Genomic DNA, 23,620 nt, shown 5'->3' with positions numbered 1-23,620 from the left:
GTGGCCGGTATATATCTTCATATTCCTTTTTGTAAAACGCGGTGTATATACTGCGATTTTTATTCCGGGACCAACGAATCGCAGAAGAATGCGTTTCTTGAAGCGTTGTGCAGGGAGGCAGAGATTAGAAAGGCTGAGGTTACCGAACCGGTGCAAACAATTTATTTTGGCGGTGGAACGCCATCTCGACTGGATAGGAAGCATTTTGAACAGATTTTCGAAATACTGTTCGGTTGTTTTGAAGTTAATCCGGCAGCTGAGATAACCGTTGAAGCAAATCCCGACGACCTTACGGACGAATATATAAGCATGCTAGCTCAACTTCCTGTTAACCGGATAAGTATAGGCATACAGAGTTTCAACAACGACGAGCTGAAATTCCTGAGCCGCAGGCATTCAGCCGAACAGGCCGCGGAATCGGTGAAAAGATGCCAGCAGCAGGGATTCGCCAATATAAGTATTGATCTGATGTATGGATTGCCGGGACAAACCATGAAGATCTGGGAAAATAATCTGAAACAGGCTATAGGCCTAAATATTGAGCATATATCGGCTTACCACCTTATTTACGAAGAGAGAACCCGTATCTATTCCCTGCTTAAAGCGGGAAAAATAAAACCGGTGGACGAAGATGCAAGTACAGCAATGTTTGCATTGCTTATTGACATGCTTATATCGCAAGGCTTTATTCATTATGAGATATCAGCCTTCGGCAAGGAGGGTTATTTTTCACAGCATAACTCCTCTTACTGGAAGGGTGTGAAGTACCTGGGGCTAGGGCCTTCGGCACACTCATACGATGGCGATAACCGTACACGGAACATAGCCTCTCTTGATCGCTATATCAAAGGTGTATCTGCCGGATCTCCGGAGAGGGATACAGAGCACCTGAGCTTGATTGAAAAGTACAACGAGTTTATTATCACAGGATTAAGGACTATGTGGGGCATAGATCTGGAAGTTCTCAAGTGCAATTTCGGCAATGAGCTCCATCACTACTGTATAGGAAATGCACAAAAGTTTATCGACATGAAACTGCTTACAGCAGAAAATCACACCCTGAAGCTTACTCGCGAAGGCATTTTCATCTCTGACGGCATCATGAGTGACCTGATGAGGGTTTAGCTAAGCTTCACATACTGTGATATTGAAGAGTTGAACAGGAAATAAAATGGAATAAGTGGCCTGATGTGGGTTTAACTCAACCCCTCGACCTCTCCGTTGATTATGTCAATACGTTTTGCCTGCGGGTCTGCAGGAAGGCCGGGCATGCGCATCATCTCTCCTGCAATGGCTACAATAAACTCCGAACCCTGATTTATTACCAGATCATTAATTTTGAACCTGAAATCCTTCGCCACGCCATACCATCGCGGGTCTGCAGAGAAAGAGTATTGAGTCTTGGCCACACATACAGGCATTTTTTCAAGTGGTGTTCCTTGTATAAGTTTCAGTTTTTTAAGAGCCTTCTCACCAAGGACAACATCACGTGCTCCATAAATCAGTGTAGCCACTTTTGTAAGTTTGGTCTCAATATCATCATCTTCATCATAGGTAAACCTTAGTTCTTTCGATGGCCTGTTCTCGATAGCATCGACCACAGTGTTCGCCAGATCAACGGCTCCGGCGCCACCATTGGTAAACGCCTCATTAACTGCAAACGGCACACCTCTCTCTTCACAGAATTTCTGCACAGTATCAATTTCACTGGGAGTGTCGAAAGCATATTTGTTAAATGCCACTACGACCGACTGTCCGAAACTGTCAAGGTTGCAGAGATGTTTTTCCAGATTCTCAAGTCCCTTTTTCAGTCCCGCCATATCGGGTTCTTTAATCATTTTCTCAGGTGTGCCGCCATGCATCTTCAGTCCCTGCGCCGTTACCACAATAACAGTCAGCTTGGGACGCAGCCCACTCTTACGGCATTTAATATTAAAAAATTTCTCTGCTCCCAGGTCTGCTCCAAAACCTGCCTCTGTAATAACGTAGTCGCCATACGACATTGCCATTTTTGTTGCCAGAACCGAATTGCAACCATGAGCTATATTGGCAAATGGCCCTCCGTGAACGAAAGCGGCTGTATTTTCAGTGGTCTGCACCAGGTTGGGGTTTATGGCGTCTTTCATCAGCACGGTGATGGCTCCGGCCACTCCCAGATCTTTCACTGTAAAAGGCTCTCCACTCCTTTTATATCCCAACAGTATATTTTCTATACGCCGTCGCAGGTCGTCCTCATCTTCAGCAAGACAAAGGATAGCCATCAGTTCAGAAGCAGCTGTTATATCAAACCCCGATTCCATTGGTACACCATTACCCGGCCCCAATCCGGTAACAATATATCTAAGGCTGCGGTCGTTCACATCCAGTACACGCTTCCAAAGTGCATCCCTGATCTCATTACCACTGTCGAGTACCCGGTATATATAGTTATCCAACAGTGCCGAGATGGTATTATGTGCTGTGGTAACGGCATGAAAATCTCCTGTGAAGTGAAGGTTGATGTTCTCCATTGGCAGTACCTGTGCAAAACCGCCTCCGGCAGCACCGCCCTTCATTCCAAAAACCGGCCCCAGCGATGGTTCCCGCAATGCAACGATCGCCTTTTTTCCAATCTTGTTCAATCCCAGTGCAAGTCCTATGGATACTGTTGTTTTTCCGACACCCGCTTTTGTGGGGGTGATGGCTGTCACAAGAATAAGGTTGCTTTCATCTATCTTCTGTTGATTGATAAGGCTTACGGGCACTTTTGCCATATGTCTCCCAAAGTTGATTACCTCATCGCGAGGTATCCCGATATTTTCGGCTACATCTTTAATTCTTTTCAGTGGTGTTTCTCTTGCAATTTGAATATCAGTTTTCATAAAAATATTAATTTAGTGTTACTTGTATTATTTATCATGATTGTATGATTGTATGATTGTATGATTGTATGACAGTTCAGCCGGTTGTACCACTGTCAAATATTTTTTATCTTTTTTTCTCTTTGATCCTGACATCGCTATTCCCGTTGCTTTTTGTATCTCTCACAACATCACTTTTAACAAGTCCTTCCAGAATGATCAGCTGGTCCCTCAGCTGAGCAGCCTCAAGAAACTCCAGTTTTTTTGCTGCGGCCATCATTGCTTTACGGGTCTGTTCAATCTTTATCTTCAGTTCATCGGCTGAAGCATATTCACTACCGGGCTCTGCAGCTATGGCATAATAGCCTGGTTCTACGTAAGCTTTCGTCTCAACTGCCGATGTGTATTTTATACTCAATGCCGATGTCTGGGACTTCTTTATCTGTTGAGGTGTAATATTGTGCAATTCGTTGTATTTCATCTGCTTTTCGCGGCGGCGGTTGGTCTCATTGATGGTCATCTGCATGCTGTCAGTAATCTTATCGGCATAGAAGATCACTTTACCGTTAACATTTCGTGCTGCCCTTCCTGAAGTCTGTGTGAGTGAACGGTGAGAACGCAGAAAGCCCTCCTTGTCGGCATCGATAACAGCCACAAGCGATACTTCGGGCAGGTCGAGTCCCTCACGCAACAGGTTAACGCCGATAAGTACATCAAACAATCCGTTTCGAAGGTCATCAATAATTTTCACCCGTTCCAGTGTTTCCACGTCTGAGTGAATATAGTTACAACGGACATTATTACCGGCAAGATAGTTTGTCAACTCTTCAGCCATACGTTTGGTAAGAGTAGTCACAAGCACCCGCTCATCCTTCTCTACCCGTTGCTGTATCTCCTCCATCAGGTCGTCTATCTGATTAAGGCTCGGCCTCACATCGATGGGCGGATCGAGCAGTCCGGTGGGACGTATAAGCTGGTCCACAACGATACCTTCGGATTTTTCGAGTTCGTAATCGGCCGGTGTTGCACTAACGAAGATAATTTCGGGTGTGAGGGCTTCAAACTCTTCGAACTTGAGCGGCCTGTTATCGATTGCTGCGGGCAACCTGAAGCCATATTCCACCAGGTTCATCTTTCGGGAGTGATCTCCCCCATACATTGCGCGGATCTGCGGAATTGTTACATGGCTTTCATCGATAACAGTGAGATAATCATCAGGAAAAAAATCTAGCAGGCAGAAGGGGCGCGTACCCGGCAGCCGTCCGTCGAAATACCGTGAATAGTTCTCAATTCCTGAGCAGTATCCTATCTCTTTTATCATCTCCAAGTCGAAGATAACCCTTTCATAGAGCCTTTTGGCTTCCAGCGGCTTTCCTATCGACCTGAAAAATTCAACTTGCTTGCCAAGATCTATCTGTATCTCATCAACCGCTCTGAAGATACGCTCCTGGGTGGTAACAAAAAGATTTGCCGGAAAAATGCGGTACGAATCCAATCGCTCTTCGGTTACCCCGGTGAGCGGGTCAACCTGCTCGATACTCTCAATCTCGTCGCCCCAGAAGATAATGCGCACTATATAGTCGTGATATGCAAGAAACACATCAACTGTATCACCTTTAACCCGGAAGTTTCCACGATTAAAGTCAGCTGTTTCGTTGCGAGAGTATAGGCTGTTCACAAGCAGTCGCAACAGCTGGTCTCTATCTATAGACTGCCCTACCCTGACATCGATAGTTATTTTATTAAAATCTTCGGGATTACCTATTCCGTACAGGCATGAAACTGAAGACACCACTATTACATCATTTCTTCCCGATAGGAGTGATGATGTGGCAGCCAGCCTGAGCTTCTCTATTTCATCGTTAATTGATAGGTCCTTTTCAATATAAGTATCGGTCGACGGAATATATGCTTCCGGCTGGTAATAATCATAATAGGAAACGAAATACTCCACCGCGTTATTCGGGAAAAAACTCCTAAACTCGCTGTACAACTGGGCTGCCAGGGTTTTGTTGTGACTGAGCACCAGCGTTGGTTTATTTATCTGTGCAATTACGTTGGCTACTGTGAATGTTTTACCCGACCCGGTAACACCCAGCAGTGTCTGATATGGGACCTTCTGTCGCAGCCCCTCCAGCAGCGCTTTTATGGCTTCCGGCTGATCTCCGGTGGGTTTATATTGAGATGTAAGTTGGAATTGCATAGATAGTTTTTAAACAAACATATGATGATTATGTTTAAACTAAGTCCTCCGAAAGGTGTTTCTCTGACTTATGGATCAGGGTGCACCGGGATATGGTTTTGTTTCATGAATGCTGATTATCTGAAAGCCGGGATTCAACTCCATATGTACAATATAGCCCGGTACCAGCTCTATGTTTTCGTTTTTCACATATGACTTCATAAGCGGCACATTTATTTTGTAGTATCCTTCTGTGGTCTTTTCATAATTCACCGCTTCAGTGTTTGGTGTGAATTTCAGCGTTGAGCCCTGTGACTGTGCACCGGCAACAAGCAGTTCCCCGGTTATCTTTTCGCGGGTGGCTGTACCGGAATTAAAAAACCTTTTTACAACCGGTGCCAGGTAAAGAGACATCTTGTTGTGATCTACTGCCGAGAGCGACGAGTAAAATCCGTTTACAATGGCAAATATGCTATCAGAAAGGGCTTCATTTTGCGGGTACTGCGGTGAAAGCATCTTATCTCTTTTTAGCGCTTCAGCTATGTATTCCCCCCTGATTTCCCCGTTTTGCGATAAGGTTATATAGCCGGAGTAAGATTCGGGAGTGTTCGTCCTCAAGGCCCCCATCCAGGATAGCGAGTCGATTCGTATCTCTGCCAGCAGGGTGTAGGGACTTCCCGGGTGCTGATCAAGGAAGTTGTGCAATTCAGAAATATTGCCGGTAAACTTTATTTGTTCCCAGTCGGCTGCCTCCTCAGATTTAAGGCTTAAGAGGTTGTTTTGTGCCTCGTTGAAATGCTTTCCGTGAGGATAAGATTCCATATAGAATAGGTAACCTTCCACTGTATTTTTATTAAGTGCTGCCTCCCAGCTCTTTCCATCGATATAGCTTTTCTTTACAGTTTGATTGTATATGAAAAATGATCCCACGATGAGTGTCGCCGCCAGTAGAATTGTCGCTACGGAACTTTTGCCCTTTTTCTTATCCGTTAATTCTCCCGGCATTTCCTCTTGATAGTTTTCCCGGGGGGCGACTGACATTTTTTGACGAGACCTGTTATCACTATTTTCTTTTATTTTTGCATCAATGGTTTTCTCTAATTCCCCGGTCATTACGGTCTCCTCCGGCTCCACAACCTCTTCCGGCTTCGAAATCTCCTCCGGCTCCACAACCTCTTCCGGCTTCGAAATCTCCTCCGGCTCCACAACCTCCTCTTTAGGGTTTTCACTCTTTAACGTTTCCGGCGACTTCTCCTGCTCCCCGGGCTCCACAGATTCCTCCACCTGTTCCACGCCCTTTAACGGTTCTACAACATTCTCCTCCAACCCCACGGTTTCCTCCGGTTCCGAGACCCTATCTGGCTCCGGGGACTTTAACGGCTCAACTGACTCCACGGCGTTTTCAGTCCTGTTCCCGTTAAAACTGTTTTCGGGATCATGAACAACAGATGTTATGTTTTCGGGAAGCTCCAGCTCGTAATCCATACGGATCTTTTTTGCACAATCATCACAAAAAAGAGCTTCTTCCGGTTTATTATTCCCGCAAAGCGGACATGATTGAGACATAGTTTTATCCGAGTTATAAGAATTCTACATCTTTACAAAGATAAGGAATCATCACTTATTATCATGACAAACGTAAAAATGTTTTTGAATGAAGAAACATAATTAGTACTTTTGAGACATGTATTCGTAATGCTTTAATTCCCTTTAAAGATTATGTCATTCATAAAGAAACGTATTCAGTCATTCAGGCATGCATTCAGAGGCATAGGTACTCTTATCGGCCAGACACCAAACATGCGGATACATCTGATAGCGGCTATAGCAGCGATTACCCTGGGATTTGTTTTTCGCATCTCGAAAGTTGAATGGCTGACAGTTATCACTGTTACAGCACTGGTATTTGTCATGGAAGCGATAAATTCTTCATTAGAGACGCTTTCGGATTACGCAAGTAAAAAAGAGACCCATCCGGCAATCAGAAAAGTGAAAGACATTGCCGCAGCTGGGGTTCTGTTTGCAGCACTGGCAGCACTGATTGCGGGACTCGTGATCTTTCTGCCAAAAATATTTTGACCAATATTTTTTATTATCGCATTTTTTAGTAATTTTGCAGTCCGAAACTGTCTTATGGTGTAATGGTAGCACAACAGATTCTGGTCCTGTTTGTCCAGGTTCGAGTCCTGGTAAGACAACAACGCTGCTACGCAATCAGTTATATTTCAACTGGTTGCGTTTTCTTTTTTTAAGCTCTCTACCTAATTTTTTACCCCGGTTTTCACCTAAAAATACGACGTTGGCTTCTCCATGGCCAATTCCAGAAGAAATAAACCCATATAGTTATTTAGTTTACCAATCAATTCAAGAGTCCTCTCACGAAAGCCTCTTTCATTATGCTCAGGTAAATATACATATTTATATTCAATGCATTATTATATTTTTTAGATGTTTTAACCGTAGTAGCAGACTCTTCTAATGTTCACCAGCGACGGGAATAGGTGATCGTCACCACATATCAAGATGGGGCAGCCATCGGTTAACTTTACTGTTCTGTTATGATATTTTCATTAATCATTCATAATATATAAAAATAGACTATCTTTGAGGCATTAAAGCTGCCAGCTTATCTAATTTTGGTAATTTATCATTCTTATTTATCGAACTAAAGGGTATTTAGCTTTTAACATAACACATGAGAAAGTTCAACCGGTAAAATTATACCGGACTATCAGTCTGAAAAATTCATTATTTATTATATGAGTCCACTTTAAAAAGTCCCTGACTTTAATTTTGTTGTTTTATTTCCGTTTTTTGTTGATAAAACGCTCTGAAAATCCCTTGTTATCAGATAAAAAAATCGTATTTTGCATCACCTAAAAGAGAAGAAATCATGTTCAAGAAGACATCTGTAAATCCACAATATGACATGTTTTCCACACCTTCCACCCAAATGGGTAAGCGTGAGGCAAAAAAATATGATGATCCTGCGGCGTGGCACAACCGGTTTTATGCAAACGTCACCTCCCAAATAGACGAAACCATATTTGCTCCCCTTTTCAAACAGGGTAACATGGGCGCTCCCAATGCTTCCATACGGGTGATTATCGGAATGTCCATCATCAAGGAGGGTTTTGGCTGTAGCGATGAAGATCTGTTCGATAAATGCCAGTTCGATCTCCTGGTGCGTAAAGCCCTGGGTCTAGTCTCCCTGAGTGATGTTGCACCCTCTATCGATACTTATTATTTACTGAGAAGGCGTATTTGTGAATACGAAAACCGGTATGGTGTAAACCTGATGGAAAAGAGCTTCGAGCAGCTCACTGGCGACCAACTCTCCACCTTCAAGATATCCGGCAAATCTGTCCGTATGGACAGTAAGCTCATTGGCAGCAACATCGCCTGGTACTCCCGTTTCGAGATCATTCACAACACTTTCCGCGGGTTTATCAAGGACCTGGGCGATAGGGGGATGCTTCTTTTGAACCCCAGGCTCAGGAAACAGGTACTTCTATTTTTTAGAAGAAGATGCTCAGAATATGGTTTACCGCTTAAACAGTGAAACTCTCGGCGAGAAAATCTCTTCCCTGGGTGGGCTCATTTATCAGGTTCTTAAACGCCTTGCAGAGACCACTACCGGCTACGACCTTCTTCACCGTGTCTTCCACGAGCAATACGAGGTGGTCAAGGGACAGGCTATCCTTCGTCCCAAAGAGGACATCACGGCCAGGAGCGTTCAAAACCACAATGACCCCGATGCCGATTATCGAAAAAAAAGGGAGACCAGAAGGTAAAGGGCTACAGTGTGAACATCACCGAGACCTGTGATGACACTGATGAACAGAAGGACAAACCCAACCTGATCGTAAACGTTCAGGTGAAACCGGCAAGTGCTGCAGACAATGGCTACCTGAAGGATGCCGTTACCAACATCCAGGAGAAGGTAAGCACCGATATAATAGAGAAAGTCTATGCCGATGGTGCTTATCAATCCCCTGGTAACAGGGAGTTTGCCGATATGAACTCAATTGAACTTATAACAAGCGGATTACAAGGGAGACAATCTAAATATGACCTGGAGATGAAGGAGGGTGAGCTGGTTGTCACCCATATCGAAACCGGAGAGATTATCCCTGCATACAAAACCGGGGATAAATGGAGGATTGCCACCACAGGCAAGAGCAAGTACCGGTATTTTACGAACGAACAGATAGCAACTGCAGAACTAAGACACGAACTCGCGGCTATCCCCGGGCAGGAACAGATGAAAAGAAACAACGTGGAGGCAACCATCTTTCAGTATTGCTTCCATACGAGGAACAACAAAACACGATACAGAGGTTTGCTCAGGCACAAATTATTTACTTTCGCCAGATGTTTATGGATAAACCATGTCCGCCTTGGAAATTATCTGATAACAATAAGTCAAAGAGCGCATGAAAATGGTTTAATAACCGATTTTCGCTATATAAAGACCTCCATAAGGGAGAAACTTTTTATCGTGTTTGATTTTTTACTTCCTTGCTTCTCAAAAATAGGAAATGAAAAATCAACGAATTACTTTTTTAAACTTAAAATTGCCACTATTTAAAGTGGACTCTTATATTTAAATAAATTAAATTCAATTTTAAATGAAAAATAAATATCTGCTTCAACTCTTCATCTCAGTTCTGGCTTTTGGCATACTTGCATGTAGCGACGATATTCAGGAAATAACACTCAACGTTGGCGAAAATGAAATATTTTTCGACTCCTCTGACGCACAAAATAAGGAGGTGACAATTGAGACAAACTCCAGCTCAATTACAATAGATATTCAGGAGGATGGACGTAAATGGTGTTCTGCCAGACGTTATGACAATATTATCTACATTAGCGTTACAAAGAATACAATTGTAGGTGATAACAGAAAAACATCAATTACAATAACAGCAAGAGAGGGTGAAACAAGAACAATACTTGTAACACAGGCGGCAAGCGACAAATATATAAGCTCCTTTATTATACCGGCAGATATTAACAATCTGAAGGCAGATATAAATGGAGTTATCAACAACAAAGAAAAAACAATTACAATTTCAACATCAGCCTGGATAGGCAATGTGAAAAATCTTATAGCACAGTTCGAAACCCAAGGCAAACTATATATCGGGGAAACAGAACAGATAAGTGGTGTTACACCTAACTCCTTTTTAGATAAGATAACCTACACAGTTAAAACAGCAAACGGGTTTTCTGCAGATTACGTTCTCATAGCCGAAGGAGCAATGTTTACAGGACTTCCTATTATAAAGGTGGATATTGAAGGCGGTGCCGAAGTGGTTGAGAAAACAGTTAAGCTGCCTGCGGTTTTTCAGCTTATTGACCCCTCAGATAAAGGTTTCGACATTGATTTGACCGCTATGAAAATTCGTGGGCGGGGAAACAGTACATGGGTTATGCCTAAGAAACCTTACCGTGTAGATTTTCCGCAAGAAACTTCACTTTTTGGATTGCCTAAAGCAAAAAAATGGGTGCTGCTGGCCAATTACCAGGATCCAACCCTGATAATGAACGATGTTGCATTCAAGCTCGGGCGCATGTTCGGTTTGGAATTTAACCACTCATCTATTCATGTTGAGCTGTTTATAAACGGCAGGCACCGTGGCAACTATCAATTGACAGAACAGAAGGAAGTGGGTGAAGGACGTGTAGATATTGATACAAATGGTGGATTTCTTGTTGAAATGGACAGCTATTATGATGAGGATTATAAATTTAAAACCTCAATCTTGAAACTTCCGGTAATGGTTACTGATCCATCTTTGAATAATGAGTCTGAAATGGAGTATATTAAAGAGGCTTTCAGGGGACTCGAAGATGCATTGTTTGGAGAAAGTTTCCCCGACATTTCATTTGAAAATCACACCGATGTTAATTCATTAATAAACTTTATGCTTATTAATGAACTGGTCCGCAATCAGGAACTCGATCATCCAAAAAGTACTTATTGCTACAAGGAAAAAAATACTAAAATAAAATGGGGGCCTCTTTGGGATTTCGACTGGGCCTTCGGATATAACGAGAGCAACGACTATTTCATCAAAAACAACCTACTGTTCTATAAAGGGAAAAGCGATTCCAGGCCGGGTGCCAGGTTCTTTTCAAGGTTTATGGAAGTTCCGGAGTTTCGTACAAAGTATAAAGCACGATGGAAAGAGATGAAGCCGGAGCTTGTAAAAATTATTGATCATATTGATATGATGGCAGCCAAATTAGATAAATCGCAAGCTGAGAATTTTAAAAACCCTACTAACACGCCAAACACAAAGAACAAAAGTTATCAGGACCTGATTAAAAATATGAAGGAGTGGATAAATGACCGAATTGTATTTCTTGATTCAGAAATTAATAAAATGTGATAGCAGAGGAGGTTGTTTCCAGGTCAGAACGGATAACCGATGGCGAAGTGGAAAGCAAAGTCTCTCCGGAAATCGGGATTGAATAAGGTCCACCGTGAACCCTTGCTTAATGCAGGATTATGTGCTTTCATGCCACCATCAACACGGATAAGCAGGAAGTTGAGGTCGAACCGGATTCCAAGGCCATATCCAACAGCCAGTTCCTTGTAGAAATCTTTCCACCTGAACAGCCCGCCAGGCTGTTCTACATAATCTTTTACGGTCCAAATATTTCCGGCATCCACAAACCCGGCCAGCTCTATCAGCTTATTCATTTTACGGCGGTACTCCAGGCTGAAGTCGATCTTTATATCACCAACCTTGCGTCCAAAATCGTGACCCAGAGAATCCCGGCTGTAGCTACCCGGGCCAAGGGTACGGGTGTTCCATCCGCGTACACTGTTGGCGCCTCCGCCGAAGTATCGTTTTTCAAAAGGCAGGATGGTGGAATTACCGTAAGGATAAGCCATTCCCAAAGCCAAATGAGCAGCAATGGTTCTGTTATCGTTGAATGCGTATGAAGCAGATATATCAAAATCTCCCTTCACGTACTCGGAATAGGGTAATTTGAAAAAAGACTCAAATCCCTCTTCGTTCTTGCTGCCACCTCCAAAACTGGTCACTAAACGAGGTAACCACCCTGCAAGCTCTACCCCTGAACGAACACGGACAGGAATGACCGGCATTGCTCCTCTTGAGATGCGGTTATAATTAGTGTAGGTTATATTGTAGGCTGTGCGCATTATAAGTTGCTCATCGTAGCTGTATCGCAAAATAGGATTGGCTTCTTCGCTCAGATACAAATCCTTGAACCTATCTGACGACCAAGGCATCCTTACGTAGGTAATGCCGACAGGTTCCAACACACTAAGAAGCTTCCAGTCCATCGAAGACCATTGAAAACGAGATGACAGATTAAAAAACTGCCTCAGGTACTCGGGCCTCTTCTGAAAGTTGGTGCCCACTGAAAACTCCGTAGATGCTGATGGCCTGTCTCTTAACTGATTCATAAGCCAGGGGAGCAGCAGTTGAGGAATTGAAAGAAACACCTCAGCACCATATTCATAGTAGCTCTTGTCGATAAGGTTAAGGCTGTCGGTAGCTCTGATAAATTCGTAGGCAGCATTCAGCCTTACGCGGAATGTCTCACCTCCCTTAAGGAAGTTGCGGTGTTCATACGTAATGTTGCTGGCCACTCCAAGGTCACCCGCAGAATTGGTTCCATCAACACCAAACTGCATGAAGTGCAGATTTCCCGGAAAAAGGATAATCCTTGAATCAATATATGCTGAGTCGTTACGCTCAGCAGTAGACATATTGATGGAGGTCTGGCTCACCGGGCCCATACCGTTAAGAGAGGCGTAGGTTCTCTCAACCAACCTGTCGGAATAGAGCCGGCCGGGACGTAAAAACATGTTGTAATAAATAGCCTGGGGACGAAGAAAGGGATCTTGCCCGGAGATGATCTCTACACCCTTGATTTGCACAGTATCGAGAAGATTGTGCCTGGCTGAATCCTCAAGAAGAGCCGGATCGACACCATTGATAACTGTAATATTCCTCATAGTGTACTGCTGATGCCTGGTTGTGTCAGATGGATTATTCAAGCCCAGTACAACATCCACCTGATTGCTACCTACGGTGGTGTCGGCAATAAAATAGAAATTATCCTTCAAAAAATTGTAATATCCCCTGTTTCTGAGGACAGTTGTCATTCTCTCCCTTCCAGCTTCCAATACGGAAAGGTCGAAAATGTCCCCCTCTTTCATAAGGTCCAGCCTCCGGTTCTCAGACAGCAGATTATGTATAGTCGTATCAACTGAACTGACAGTATCTCTAAAAATGCGGATTCGGTGAGGCTCATTAAGCGTTACGTCATACCTCACCTCGGCTTTTTTGCCTCTCTTTACGACATTTGTATCCACTTCAGCGTTCAGATAGCCCTTGTTGCTGAGATGAAGGCGTATCTGTTCCGAAGAGACAACTGTTAGTTGTTCGTTGTATAATACCGGAGGTTCGCCATACTTGAGCAGCTGCCTTCCAAACCATGTGGAATCATTCTCGGGAATATTGTACATATGCAGTTTTATTTTTCCGAGAATAGGCATCGATGAGTTGGGTTTCTGCCTGAGATAGGGTTTCAGTTCGGAGGTTCCGATACCTCTCACTTCTGATTTCACACTTACCTTGTTGAGAAGATAACTCCCCTCTGGTACTTTTTTGGTCACACTGCATGAAGCAAGTGCCACCAAAGCAAGCAGGCATATAAATTTTCTTTTCAGATTACTCATCATCCTCTTTTTTTCTGACAACCCTTAAATCAAAAAGGTCTCTGAACGATTTCGCCTCCCTGGTTACCACAACTCCTATTCCCTGTGTAGTGGGCGTTCGGCGATAGAACCTCTCGTTTGCCCTGTTGAACGCTTTTATCATAAACCAGTTATTAATATCGTACTTAAGCTCAAACTCTCCCATAAAGGCTTGCTGACTTGCCAGCATGCTTTTATCTCCATAGCTGAGGTTGGTGGAGATATGTAAACGGTCGTTAAGCAAACTTGTAGATACGTCAACACCCATTCTCACATTATCGAAGGTTCCATCTATCGATTCCAAGTTTGTACTGATAGACCAGTTATCACTTAATGCGCCGGCAAACAGCGCGTCAAGCCCTTTGGAGAGTGTGCTTGCAGCGAATTTGGTGAACATTGACGACCCGAAATTCATATCTGATGATCCTTCAGACGGGATAAAACTTCCGGTGGTAGCAAGATAAGCAAACTGCAGAATCTTTGTCTCCTCGTTGTTTATAAAGCTGTTTACTCGGAGCTGAATATCGTTGGAGCTTTCGGGCAGCTCTATATCGTATTGCAGATCCATGGCTTCAAGATCTCCCCTGATAAGCAGCAGCGCGTTCACCGGCACTCGCGTGTTTGCCAGCTCTGATGCAAAAGTGTTGCTGAGTGCCGCAAGGTCAGCTCTTACAGGAAGGTAAGCGGTTATATTGAATTGAGTATTCAGCGGATCGCCCTCCATGGTTAGCATACTGCCTTCGCGTATGTTAAAGTCGATGGTTCGTAGATTCTGTAGATTGTAATGGAATTTTCCGCCGTGTATTACATAGTCACCGTAGAGACGTACCTGAGGAGTGGATCTTGAGTTAAAGTTGATGTTCAACTCACCCTCTCCGCTTGCTTCAAGCGCGTTTCCGGTGGTAGGATCCAGAACGACACCCATCTCTAACAGCTGGTTCAGATTCAGTGTCGCCCTCATTAAAATGGGAATTCCCGCCGAGGTGGTCGTATTGACAATATCTAAGGGAGTGTTGTCTTTACGTAAAAACGACAATGAATCAATCTTTTCGTTGCTGTTGACATAAACAATGCCGCTATACTCCGTAGCACTGGCCGTTTGCGGAAGTACCACCATGACATCGGACTTACTGGAGCTCGTTAAGTTCCCATCTCCATATATTCCTGATGGAGACCCGGCCACATTCAGTTCTCCCGAAAGTTTAAGAGTACCATAAACCATCTGATCAGTACGGCCTGGGTTATTAAGCAGAGTAAAGTCGTTGAACCGTATACCGGCATTATATACCACTCGCCCGAAATTAGTATGCGACAGGTTCACGTTCAATATTGCGGTATGTTTGTTCTGGTCGCGAATGACCAGATTCCTGAGCCCAACGTTGTCTCTGCTTATCTCTATTGTGTCCGATACATGATATGTTACGTTTGTATAAGCCACCTTCATAACTCCCTGGTCTATACCCACCCATCCTTCAGTAACCGGTTCCGACAATTTTCCGGTGATATGAATATCGGAATTGAGATGCCCTGAGAGTTCACTGAAGATATTGGCTGTCAACGGTTGAATGGATTTCAGGTTGAACTCATCAATCTTAAAACTCACATCCATGGGTAACGGACTCTGATCACCTGTGGGTATATAGCCGGTAATATGAAGCTTCTTTTCATTTTTATTCTCAAGAAAAGCGTTCAGGTCGAGTCCGTTGTAAAGATTATCCCAGTTCCCTTCTATCCGCATGGTCCCAATGGTATCCTTATGAACTGTGATGTTTTCGATGCGAAGGCCTTCGGTACGTATTATAGGGGTTTCAAGAGCCTGACGAACAAAAATCTGACCATTTATAGAGCCTGAGAACCGGGATATGTTAAACCCGGCCAAAATATTCGCCAGCTCAGTATTGTTGAAATATATCCTTATATTATCGGCTTCACTTCTTGAAGCTACTCCGTCAATACCAAGCATAAGCATATTCTGTTCACGGATACCGAAGTTATTTATAGCGATGCGATCTTTGTGGTAAGAGATTGTGGCATCGTTCAAATCGATCTTCTTATCGTTAAACATTACTGTAACAGGGTGAAGGCGGATATTAGAAGCAAGTTCATCGTTACGGTCGCGGAGGAACGCCATTGTCACCAGTAATTCGCCGTTAGAGCGAGTGTTAGCCTGCTTCAGATCGTACGTGAGCAGGTTTACCACCGAATCGAGAGAGGCGGTGCTGTTTAGCCTGGCGTTGACATACCCGCTGTTCTGGACGAGGTAGGAGTTGACGTTCAGCCCCATTCCCGACGAACGCCTGTTGTTGATATCAATTTTAGTCTCGCGCACATCTTTATTACCGAACATCAGCCGCGGGATATAGGCTTTTATTTTTACTGATTCATCTTCCCGCATATTAACCTTGCCACTAATAGTAGCCGGGTCCACGTTGTAAAAAGGTAGCGAGAATGCATAGGAGATATCCTCCGTATTATTCAGCGAGATATTAAATTGAAAGTTGTTTCTGACAGCTTCTGTGCCAGGCACATTATCTTGTTTATTCTCTTTCTCAGTAATTACCGAGGGCAGATGATGACGCAACACCTGCATCAGCTCCTTGCCAATAGTGGAAAAATAGTAATCGCCAGTCACCTCGGCTTCAACAAAAGAGGAGAGGATCTTCAGTCTTTTCCCCTCACCCTCATCAGGAAGCGACTGCAGATAGACAGCACCGGGATTGTAAATAAAACTACTGTCAGCAAGGGAGATGTTGTCAATTACCGCGGTTCCTGTCATATCATCAATAGAGCTGCCAGAAAGGTCGCTGTCTATAGTAAGGCTAATGAATGGATCTTTCCAACCCTTCACATCAATAAATGGCCTCAGGTCGAGACGGCCTATGTTGCCATTCACGACAAAGCCTAAACCATCACCGAAAGTAATATCGCCGGAGAGGTCGATCTTATTGCGCTCTGTATCTGTAAAAATGCTTCCTTTGACATTATTTCCACTGTAAGTGCCGTTAAAATGAAGATTGTTGTAAAGGTAGTCTCTGAACACTACCGATTCAACATCTCCTTCAGCAACAACAGTGACCCCTGAATTATGAATGACAGAGACCTTTGCTTCTGCACGCATGGTTGTGTTACCCACGCCGGGCCCTTCTCCAATGATGTTCGCTACCTGTATATTGCCGGCGGTGACAGGCCCTTCAAATATGAGTCTACTGAAGCTGTCGGTCATGCGGCCTGTTCCCCTCATAGTAACGTCGCCTTGTTGAGTTAAAGCAGAACCGTCATACCTGAAATAGCCCAGTTTACCCTTTGCTTTCATCTGCAGCTTAATATCGCCCAACGCCAGCAGTTGTACAGGGGACTTATACTGAATTGCCCCGATACGGATAAACGCTTCCAGATCATCCTGGGTGATTTCCAGTGAACGTATATCTAAGTCGATGTCGCTATTGTTGAAATTGCTGAAATCGGCAACAGATCCTGACAGTTTAATCTGTGTTCCAGAGCCATAATGAAAGCTGAAACTGTTAATTTTTGCCATTGGCAGCTGCCCCGTAGCATCTACTTCGAAAGAAAAAGGCTTATCCAAATGTGCAAAGCGCTGTGAGAAGATAGCCACATCCTTAAAATCTGTCTGTTCGCTCTTCGCTTTGACTGAAAACTCTTTTGTTTTTCTGTTGAAACGTGCGCCTGTGACCTCTATACGTGTATTATTGAGTGCCAGTATAACCTTACCTGATGTTATAGTTTCTCCCTTTGCCAGGGCATCGGCCTTAAGATCGCTTATGGTAATCCCTGCATTATTTTCGGTAAAACTGAGTAGCCTCACAGCGGCCTGCATATCTTCAATGCTGAGGAAATCTGCTTTCCCACTGAAATTCAAATCGCGCACATCTATGTGGTTTGCATTGAACTGCCCGGGTGTTTGAGGGACCGAAAGGATGTTGTAACTGAGCCGTCCATCCTTCAACTCTACATCTTCAGCCATTATATGCCAGGATTTTTTTTCTTTTTTAACTGTTGTTGTATCCTTTTCTTTGGCAAAAGTGTCGATTATAAACTGGAAGTTGAAAGGATCGTCGGGTGTTTCACGGTAAATATCTGCCACAAAATTTTCCAATCCCACTTTACGGACAGAGAGCTTGTTCCTCAGGAGGTCCATTGCATGGATACGGACTGTTAGCTTTCCTGCATAGAGCAGCGTATCCTGCTGTTGATCTTCCACATAAAGCCCTTTCAGCTCAACGGTATTGAAGAGCCGGATACGAATACCTTCCAATCGGGCTTCGGTGCCGATGACAGGCTCTAATTTCTCCAACGCAAAATCGGCAGCATGTTTTTGTACAGCAGGAATGCTGAAAGAGATGAAAAGTATTATATTTACAAATATAATACTGATAACGACAATAGCGAGTATGCGGGCAAATTTTGCAACCAAATCAATATAAACGAATAGGTAATTTACAACGACTCTTTGTTGATGCAATATTACAAAAAAAGGAGGTAAGAGTGGAAGTAAGTGGAATTTTTAACCAAAAAATAAGGTTATTTGGACTTTTTCCACAAAAGTGAACTGTCTCCATAGCTAAGGAACCTGAAATAGTTGTTTAATGCATAGTCGTATATTTTGCGCCAATCGTCACCAACAAAAGCAGCGATTAGCAAAAGTAATGTGCTTTGAGGCTGGTGAAAATTGGTGATAAGAGCATCGGGGTAATGAAATTCATAACCGGGAACAATAATTATACGCGTGGCAGCAAGCAGACTGTCACTATGTGTACGCTCCAGATAATGGCGAATACTCCTAAGAGCATCTCCGGGGGTTATGCTTGCATTATCTATATCATTTTCATAAGGCTCCCACTGATTAACACTGAGCTCATGCATAGGCAATTCAGGATTATCATGTAGTTTCCTGCCTATATAGTAGAGGCTCTCCAGAGTACGCATGGAGGTAGTTCCCACCACAATGAGGCTTCCTTTGTTGTTAAGAATCTTATCAATGGTTGAAACGGGCACCGAAATAAATTCAGAATGCATCTCATGGGCGGCGACAGTACCCGATTTAACCGGTTTAAAGGTGCCTGCACCCACATGAAGGGTTACCTCTGCGGTTTGAATGCCCCTTTCCCTTATGCGTTCAAGTACTTCCGGAGTGAAGTGCAGACCGGCCGTTGGTGCCGCTACTGAGCCCTCTATCCGGGAATAGACTGTCTGGTAGGTCACATCATCCTTCGCTTCAGACGGACGATTAAGATAGGGAGGTATAGGCAGCTTCCCCGCCGCTTCAAGTATCTCCGAGAATGTATATTCACCGTTATTCCATGAAAAATCGACGATCGTTTCCTGTGCAGGGTTGCCGGTTTTTTGAGCTGTAAGCCTCACTACATCACCTTTCAGAGGGATATCCATTGTCAGTGGCCCGCTCTTCCATCGTCTGGCATTTCCGATCATACATTTCCAGGAACAGTGCTGCCGCTGCTGAAAACTCAGTGCATAGTCGGCCGGGTACAGAGGTGAAAGACAGAAAACCTCAATATGTGCACCTGTCTCCTTGCGGAAAAGAAGGCGGGCGTGGATTACCCGGGTGTTGTTGAACAGAAGCAGACTGTTGTCAGGCAGCTGACCTGGTAAATCGGCAAATGGCAACGATGTTATCCTCGAACCTCGGTAAAGCAAAAGCTTTGATGCATCTCTATGCTCAAGAGGGTATTTGGCAATTTTTTCATCAGGAAGAGTATAGTTGAAACGGGATATCTGCAGTTGTTGGATTTTATCCTTTTTCATTTTTTTACAATCGTAAAAACTATTTTTCGTAATTATTAATGCATTTATTCCACAAAATTAGTCAACTTTGCAACAGGTAACAAAATTATCACACCCTAAACAGGCTTTTCCATGGAAAATTTGCCTGAGGTACGGATTAATTACACCATAGAAAATGAACAAATTATCAGTAGGCGACAAGGTACGTTTCCTCAACACAGTAGGCGGAGGAACAGTAAAAGGTTTTTTAAACAAGCAACTTGCGGTTGTGGAAGATGAGCATGGATTTGATGTGCCTGTACTTATATCGGAATGTGTGCTTGTGGAGTCAGCAGGAAACGAAAAGTTAGGGCAAGCCCCTGAGGATCAAACGGTATTGCAGGACAAAAAACCTTCTCAGGATAATATGGCTGTATCATTCAAACCGGTTGCTAAAACAGAGAATGCAGAGATCCCTGAAGAGACTCCTGAGGGAGAAAACATTACTGTATGCCTGGCCTTTCTGCCTACAGATATGAAAAATATTAACACTACACCTTACGAGTGTTATTTCGTGAACGACAGCAACTACTATCTCTTTTTCAACTATATGAGCAGAGAGAACAACTCCTGGAAAAGCCGTTACAGCGGCTCGGTGGAGCCGAATACCAAAATTTTCATAGAAGAGTTCGACAAATTTGAACTGAACAACTTAGAAAAGGTATGCGTGCAGTTTATTGCGTTCAAACACAACAAACAGTTCAGGTTCAAGAATCCATGTTCGGTGGAACTTCGAATTGACACTGTGAAGTTTTACAAGCTGCACTGTTTCCGCGAAAACGACTATTTCGAAGATGATGCGCTTATATATTATGTTATGCAGGACGACCTGCCTGTGAAGGAGATTCTTGTCTCTGCCGGCGACCTTGATAGGATTGTAAAAGAGAAGGAACAGATAGAAAAACGCCCCAAAAGACAGCGCATCGAAAAAAGAAAAAAAAGTCCCGTAATTGAAATTGACCTGCATATTGATGAGCTACTTGATACCACAACGGGAATGAACAGTGCCGATATATTGGAGTATCAGTTAAAGAAGTTTAACGAAGTGATGAGTGAACACATAAACGATAAAAACCGAAAAATTGTATTTATCCACGGGAAAGGCGACGGCGTTCTTAGAAATGCCATCATAAAGGAGCTGAAGAAGAATTATCCAAAATGTTATCATCAGGATGCTTCATTTCAGGAATACGGATATGGAGCAACAATGATAACCATTAAGTAATAAAACAGAGAACAAAATGAAAAGAGTTATCTTAATCTTTATGGCGTCGGTACTACTTACCGGCTGCGATCTCATTAGTAGAATCGGGGGTGCCTACCAGCTCTCTCAGAGCGAATACCGATACCATTCGCTCGATAATATACTTGTGGCAGGGATAAACTTGGGTAATGCCTCAAGCATATCGGTCTCAAACCTGGCATCCATAGCCACTGTCCTTGCGGGAGGCTCAAGCAGGCAGAACATACCTTTCAGCATGACGCTCAATATGGATGTAACAAACCCTAATACAGCAGCTGCTTTCCTTGATGCGCTGGATTACACAATTCTTATCAATGAGATGGAGTTTGCTACGGGAAAAATGGATATTCCTATCCGCATTGAACCGGGAGAGACAAAGGTGGTACCTATACCTGTTAGTATCGACCTGAAAAACCTGATGAACCGCTATTCGCAGGACAGGGTTACGAAGGAGATGAGTGACTTCCTGGGAATAACCCCCAACTCAACCTCAGTGACGGTGAAGCTGTGGCCTAAGCTTACAGTAGGCCGAAAACTTGTAAAAGTACCGGCCGCCATACCCATAATATTTAATTTTGGCGGGAAGGATTAGTCTATTTACGGCAGACACGTTGTCTGACGACATGGAATTGGATTGAACTTCGTAAGATGACCTCGGGATTGATTTTTTCAGGCATATGGTGTCTGACGACATGGCAATTGTAAAAGTGTTTGAAAACAGCTGTTTTGCTATTTCCCGGAATTGTTTTTATAGCTATCTTTGCGTAAATGATTTTCTAACTCTAATTCCACCTTATGCAATCAATTAAAGAGCTCTACAGGATAGGTAACGGACCATCGAGTAGCCACACCATGGGACCTAAAAAAGCAGCCTCTCTGTTTGCTGAAGCAAACCCCGATGCCGGGCGTTTTGAGGTGACACTTTATGGAAGCCTTGCAGCAACCGGAAAAGGTCACCTAACCGACATAGCTATATTAAGTGTACTTGAACCTGTTGCACCGGCCACCATTGAGTGGTTGCCAAAGACGTTCTTGCCTTTTCATCCTAACGGACTTAAAATAGAGGCATATGACAGCAACGGAGAGCTGATGGACGTGCAGACGGTATACAGCATAGGAGGCGGCACCCTTTCCGATGGAAAAAATACGATCGGACTCTCTGAAAACGAGGGAAAAGATATATATCCGATGACCACAATGACAGAGATAATGGAGTGGTGCGAAAGGACAGGCAAAAGCTATTGGGAGTACGTGGAGGAGTGCGAGGGAAAAGATATATGGGATTATCTGGGAAAAGTATGGGATGTAATGAAAGCATCCGTAAAGCGGGGACTCGATAATGAAGGGATACTGCCGGGACCGCTTAGCCTCCACCGGAAAGCAGCAAGCTACTTTATAAAAGCCAAAGGCTATAAGGCATCATTACAATCTCGCGGATTAGTGTTTGCCTACGCACTGGCGGTATCGGAAGAGAATGCCGCAGGCGGTGAAATTGTAACGGCGCCCACATGCGGCTCCAGCGGCGTGGTTCCTTCGGTGCTCTATCACCTTGAGCAGATTCGTGAATTCAGCAAAAACAGAATGCTGCGTGCATTGGCAACTGCTGGGTTATTTGGAAATATTGTAAAGAAAAACGCATCTATCTCGGGTGCCGAGGTGGGGTGTCAGGGAGAAGTGGGTGTTGCCTGCGCTATGGCTGCCGCAGCTGCCAGCCAGCTTTTCGGAGGTAGCCCCGCTCAGATAGAATATGCTGCCGAGATGGGACTGGAGCACCACCTGGGGATGACCTGCGACCCGGTTTGCGGACTGGTACAAATACCATGCATAGAACGAAATGCCTATGCTGCAGCGCGTGCGCTGGATGCCAACCTATACTCTTCGTTCACAGACGGAATTCACCGGGTATCGTTCGACAGGGTGGTAAATGTGATGAAAGAGACCGGGCACGATCTACCATCTTTATACAAAGAAACGGCAGAAGGAGGCCTTGCCAAAGGCCATACATTCACCTGAAAGTTTAATAAAACAAGCAAGCTCATTGCTCATAAGCTTATGCCAAAGGGCATACATTCACCTGAAGGCCGGAAATACGGGATATGACTGCAGTCACCGGTAACAACAGATTTTTTTCCTCTGTTCATACTTTTCCCGGAATTTTACCGTTATATTAACGGTATTACGTAATTAAGCTGCATTGTAAAAAAAATGATAGACTATATTAAAGGCGATGTCGCCGAACTAACACCGGCCTCCGTAACATTGGAATGCGGAGGTATCGGTTACCAGATGAATATTTCACTGAACACCTACGGTGCCATTCATGAAAAGCCGGCAGCCAAACTCTATGTGTATGAATCTATTCGAGAAGACGCACATGTTTTGTTCGGCTTCATGGATAAACATGAACGGGAACTGTTCTTGCACCTTATAAGCGTTTCTGGCGTAGGGCCAAGTACGGCCAGGGTAATACTCTCATCGTTCAGCTCAAAAGAGCTGGAGGTTATTATCGCTAATGAAAATACAGCAATGTTGCAGACAGTCAAGGGTATAGGAGCAAAAACCGCACAGCGGATAATCGTGGATTTAAAAGACAAGATCAAGATAACCGATGAGAGCGGTATAGTTAAACCGTTTTCAAAAAGCGATCTGTCGGAGACAGGCCATGCTGCAGTCTCAGCCTTGGTGATGCTGGGGTTTGTTCAGACAGCCTCAAACAAGGTGGTATCAAAAATTATAAAAGAAGCACCCTCACTACCGGTAGAAGGTGTTATCAAAGAGGCATTGAAGAGATTATAACAACAGCTGGT

At 43.9% G+C, this 23,620-nt stretch carries 16 protein-coding genes and 1 tRNA gene; 11 read left to right on the top strand and 6 right to left on the bottom strand.

The annotated features are described in order from the left end of the window. Window positions 1–1,125: a radical SAM family heme chaperone HemW gene (hemW, locus tag KDN43_RS09795; RefSeq protein WP_238865753.1), complete on the top strand. Its 1,125-nt coding sequence runs from the start codon at window positions 1–3 to the stop codon at window positions 1,123–1,125. 71 nt (window positions 1,126–1,196) lie between these two features. Here the strand turns inward: hemW and KDN43_RS09790 are convergent, their stop codons facing one another. The 3 genes from KDN43_RS09790 to KDN43_RS09780 form a co-directional block, all read right to left on the bottom strand. After that, window positions 1,197–2,861, bottom strand: a complete 1,665-nt coding sequence (locus tag KDN43_RS09790) for a formate--tetrahydrofolate ligase (protein WP_238865752.1) — start codon at window positions 2,859–2,861, stop codon at window positions 1,197–1,199. Between the two features lie 106 nt (window positions 2,862–2,967). Then, window positions 2,968–5,043, bottom strand: coding sequence for an excinuclease ABC subunit UvrB (gene uvrB, locus KDN43_RS09785; RefSeq protein WP_238865750.1), 2,076 nt, complete (start codon window positions 5,041–5,043; stop codon window positions 2,968–2,970). 75 nt (window positions 5,044–5,118) lie between these two features. Next, complete coding sequence (locus KDN43_RS09780) at window positions 5,119–6,588, bottom strand: hypothetical protein (protein ID WP_238865748.1); 1,470 nt, start codon at window positions 6,586–6,588, stop codon at window positions 5,119–5,121. Between the two features lie 153 nt (window positions 6,589–6,741). Here KDN43_RS09780 and KDN43_RS09775 point away from each other — a divergent pair, with 153 nt between their 5' ends. The 6 genes from KDN43_RS09775 to KDN43_RS09750 all read left to right on the top strand — a co-directional run bounded on the left by KDN43_RS09775 (window position 6,742) and on the right by KDN43_RS09750 (window position 11,423). Further along, on the top strand, window positions 6,742–7,101 hold the full coding sequence (locus tag KDN43_RS09775) for a diacylglycerol kinase family protein (RefSeq protein ID WP_238865746.1): 360 nt from the start codon (window positions 6,742–6,744) through the stop codon (window positions 7,099–7,101). A 48-nt stretch (window positions 7,102–7,149) separates the two neighbouring features. Then, window positions 7,150–7,220, top strand: a tRNA-Gln gene (locus KDN43_RS09770). A gap of 695 nt (window positions 7,221–7,915) precedes the next feature. Further along, a complete protein-coding gene (locus KDN43_RS09765) occupies window positions 7,916–8,584 on the top strand; it encodes a transposase (RefSeq protein WP_238865744.1) in 669 nt (222 codons plus the stop codon). Further along, a complete protein-coding gene (locus tag KDN43_RS09760; protein WP_238865741.1) occupies window positions 8,562–8,816 on the top strand; it encodes a hypothetical protein in 255 nt (84 codons plus the stop codon). The genes KDN43_RS09765 and KDN43_RS09760 overlap by 23 nt, the downstream gene beginning before the upstream one ends. An 11-nt stretch (window positions 8,817–8,827) precedes the next feature. Next, complete coding sequence (locus KDN43_RS09755) at window positions 8,828–9,613, top strand: hypothetical protein (protein WP_238865739.1); 786 nt, start codon at window positions 8,828–8,830, stop codon at window positions 9,611–9,613. A gap of 40 nt (window positions 9,614–9,653) precedes the next feature. After that, window positions 9,654–11,423 (top strand): CotH kinase family protein, encoded by a 1,770-nt coding sequence (locus tag KDN43_RS09750; RefSeq protein WP_238865737.1) that lies wholly within the window; start codon window positions 9,654–9,656, stop codon window positions 11,421–11,423. Window positions 11,424–11,446: 23 nt separating this feature from the next. Here KDN43_RS09750 and tamL read toward each other — a convergent pair whose 3' ends face one another. From tamL to KDN43_RS09735, 3 genes are all read right to left on the bottom strand, one after another. Continuing rightward, on the bottom strand, window positions 11,447–13,756 hold the full coding sequence (gene tamL, locus KDN43_RS09745) for a translocation and assembly module lipoprotein TamL (protein WP_238865735.1): 2,310 nt from the start codon (window positions 13,754–13,756) through the stop codon (window positions 11,447–11,449). Next, window positions 13,746–18,203, bottom strand: a complete 4,458-nt coding sequence (locus KDN43_RS09740) for a translocation/assembly module TamB domain-containing protein (protein WP_238865732.1) — start codon at window positions 18,201–18,203, stop codon at window positions 13,746–13,748. Before KDN43_RS09740 ends, tamL begins: the two co-directional genes overlap by 11 nt. A 107-nt stretch (window positions 18,204–18,310) precedes the next feature. Continuing rightward, window positions 18,311–19,552: an S-adenosylmethionine:tRNA ribosyltransferase-isomerase gene (locus KDN43_RS09735; RefSeq protein ID WP_238865730.1), complete on the bottom strand. Its 1,242-nt coding sequence runs from the start codon at window positions 19,550–19,552 to the stop codon at window positions 18,311–18,313. Window positions 19,553–19,706: 154 nt separating this feature from the next. Between KDN43_RS09735 and KDN43_RS09730 the strand changes: the two genes are divergently transcribed. The 4 genes from KDN43_RS09730 (at window position 19,707) to ruvA (ending at window position 23,609) form a co-directional block, all read left to right on the top strand. After that, entirely contained in the window at window positions 19,707–20,795 is a 1,089-nt protein-coding gene (locus KDN43_RS09730) for a DUF2027 domain-containing protein (RefSeq protein WP_238865728.1), read from the top strand. Window positions 20,796–20,811: 16 nt separating this feature from the next. After that, window positions 20,812–21,405 (top strand): NDR1/HIN1-like protein, encoded by a 594-nt coding sequence (locus KDN43_RS09725; RefSeq protein WP_238865726.1) that lies wholly within the window; start codon window positions 20,812–20,814, stop codon window positions 21,403–21,405. A gap of 203 nt (window positions 21,406–21,608) precedes the next feature. Further along, on the top strand, window positions 21,609–22,826 hold the full coding sequence (locus tag KDN43_RS09720; RefSeq protein ID WP_238865724.1) for an L-serine ammonia-lyase: 1,218 nt from the start codon (window positions 21,609–21,611) through the stop codon (window positions 22,824–22,826). Window positions 22,827–23,018: 192 nt separating this feature from the next. Further along, window positions 23,019–23,609, top strand: a complete 591-nt coding sequence (gene ruvA / locus KDN43_RS09715; protein ID WP_238865722.1) for a Holliday junction branch migration protein RuvA — start codon at window positions 23,019–23,021, stop codon at window positions 23,607–23,609. The last annotated feature ends 11 nt before the right edge of the window (window positions 23,610–23,620 follow it).

Source organism: Proteiniphilum propionicum, assembly GCF_022267555.1.
Taxonomy (GTDB): Bacteria; Bacteroidota; Bacteroidia; order Bacteroidales; family Dysgonomonadaceae; genus Proteiniphilum; species Proteiniphilum propionicum.
This window is presented reverse-complemented; position numbering and strand designations above follow the sequence as displayed.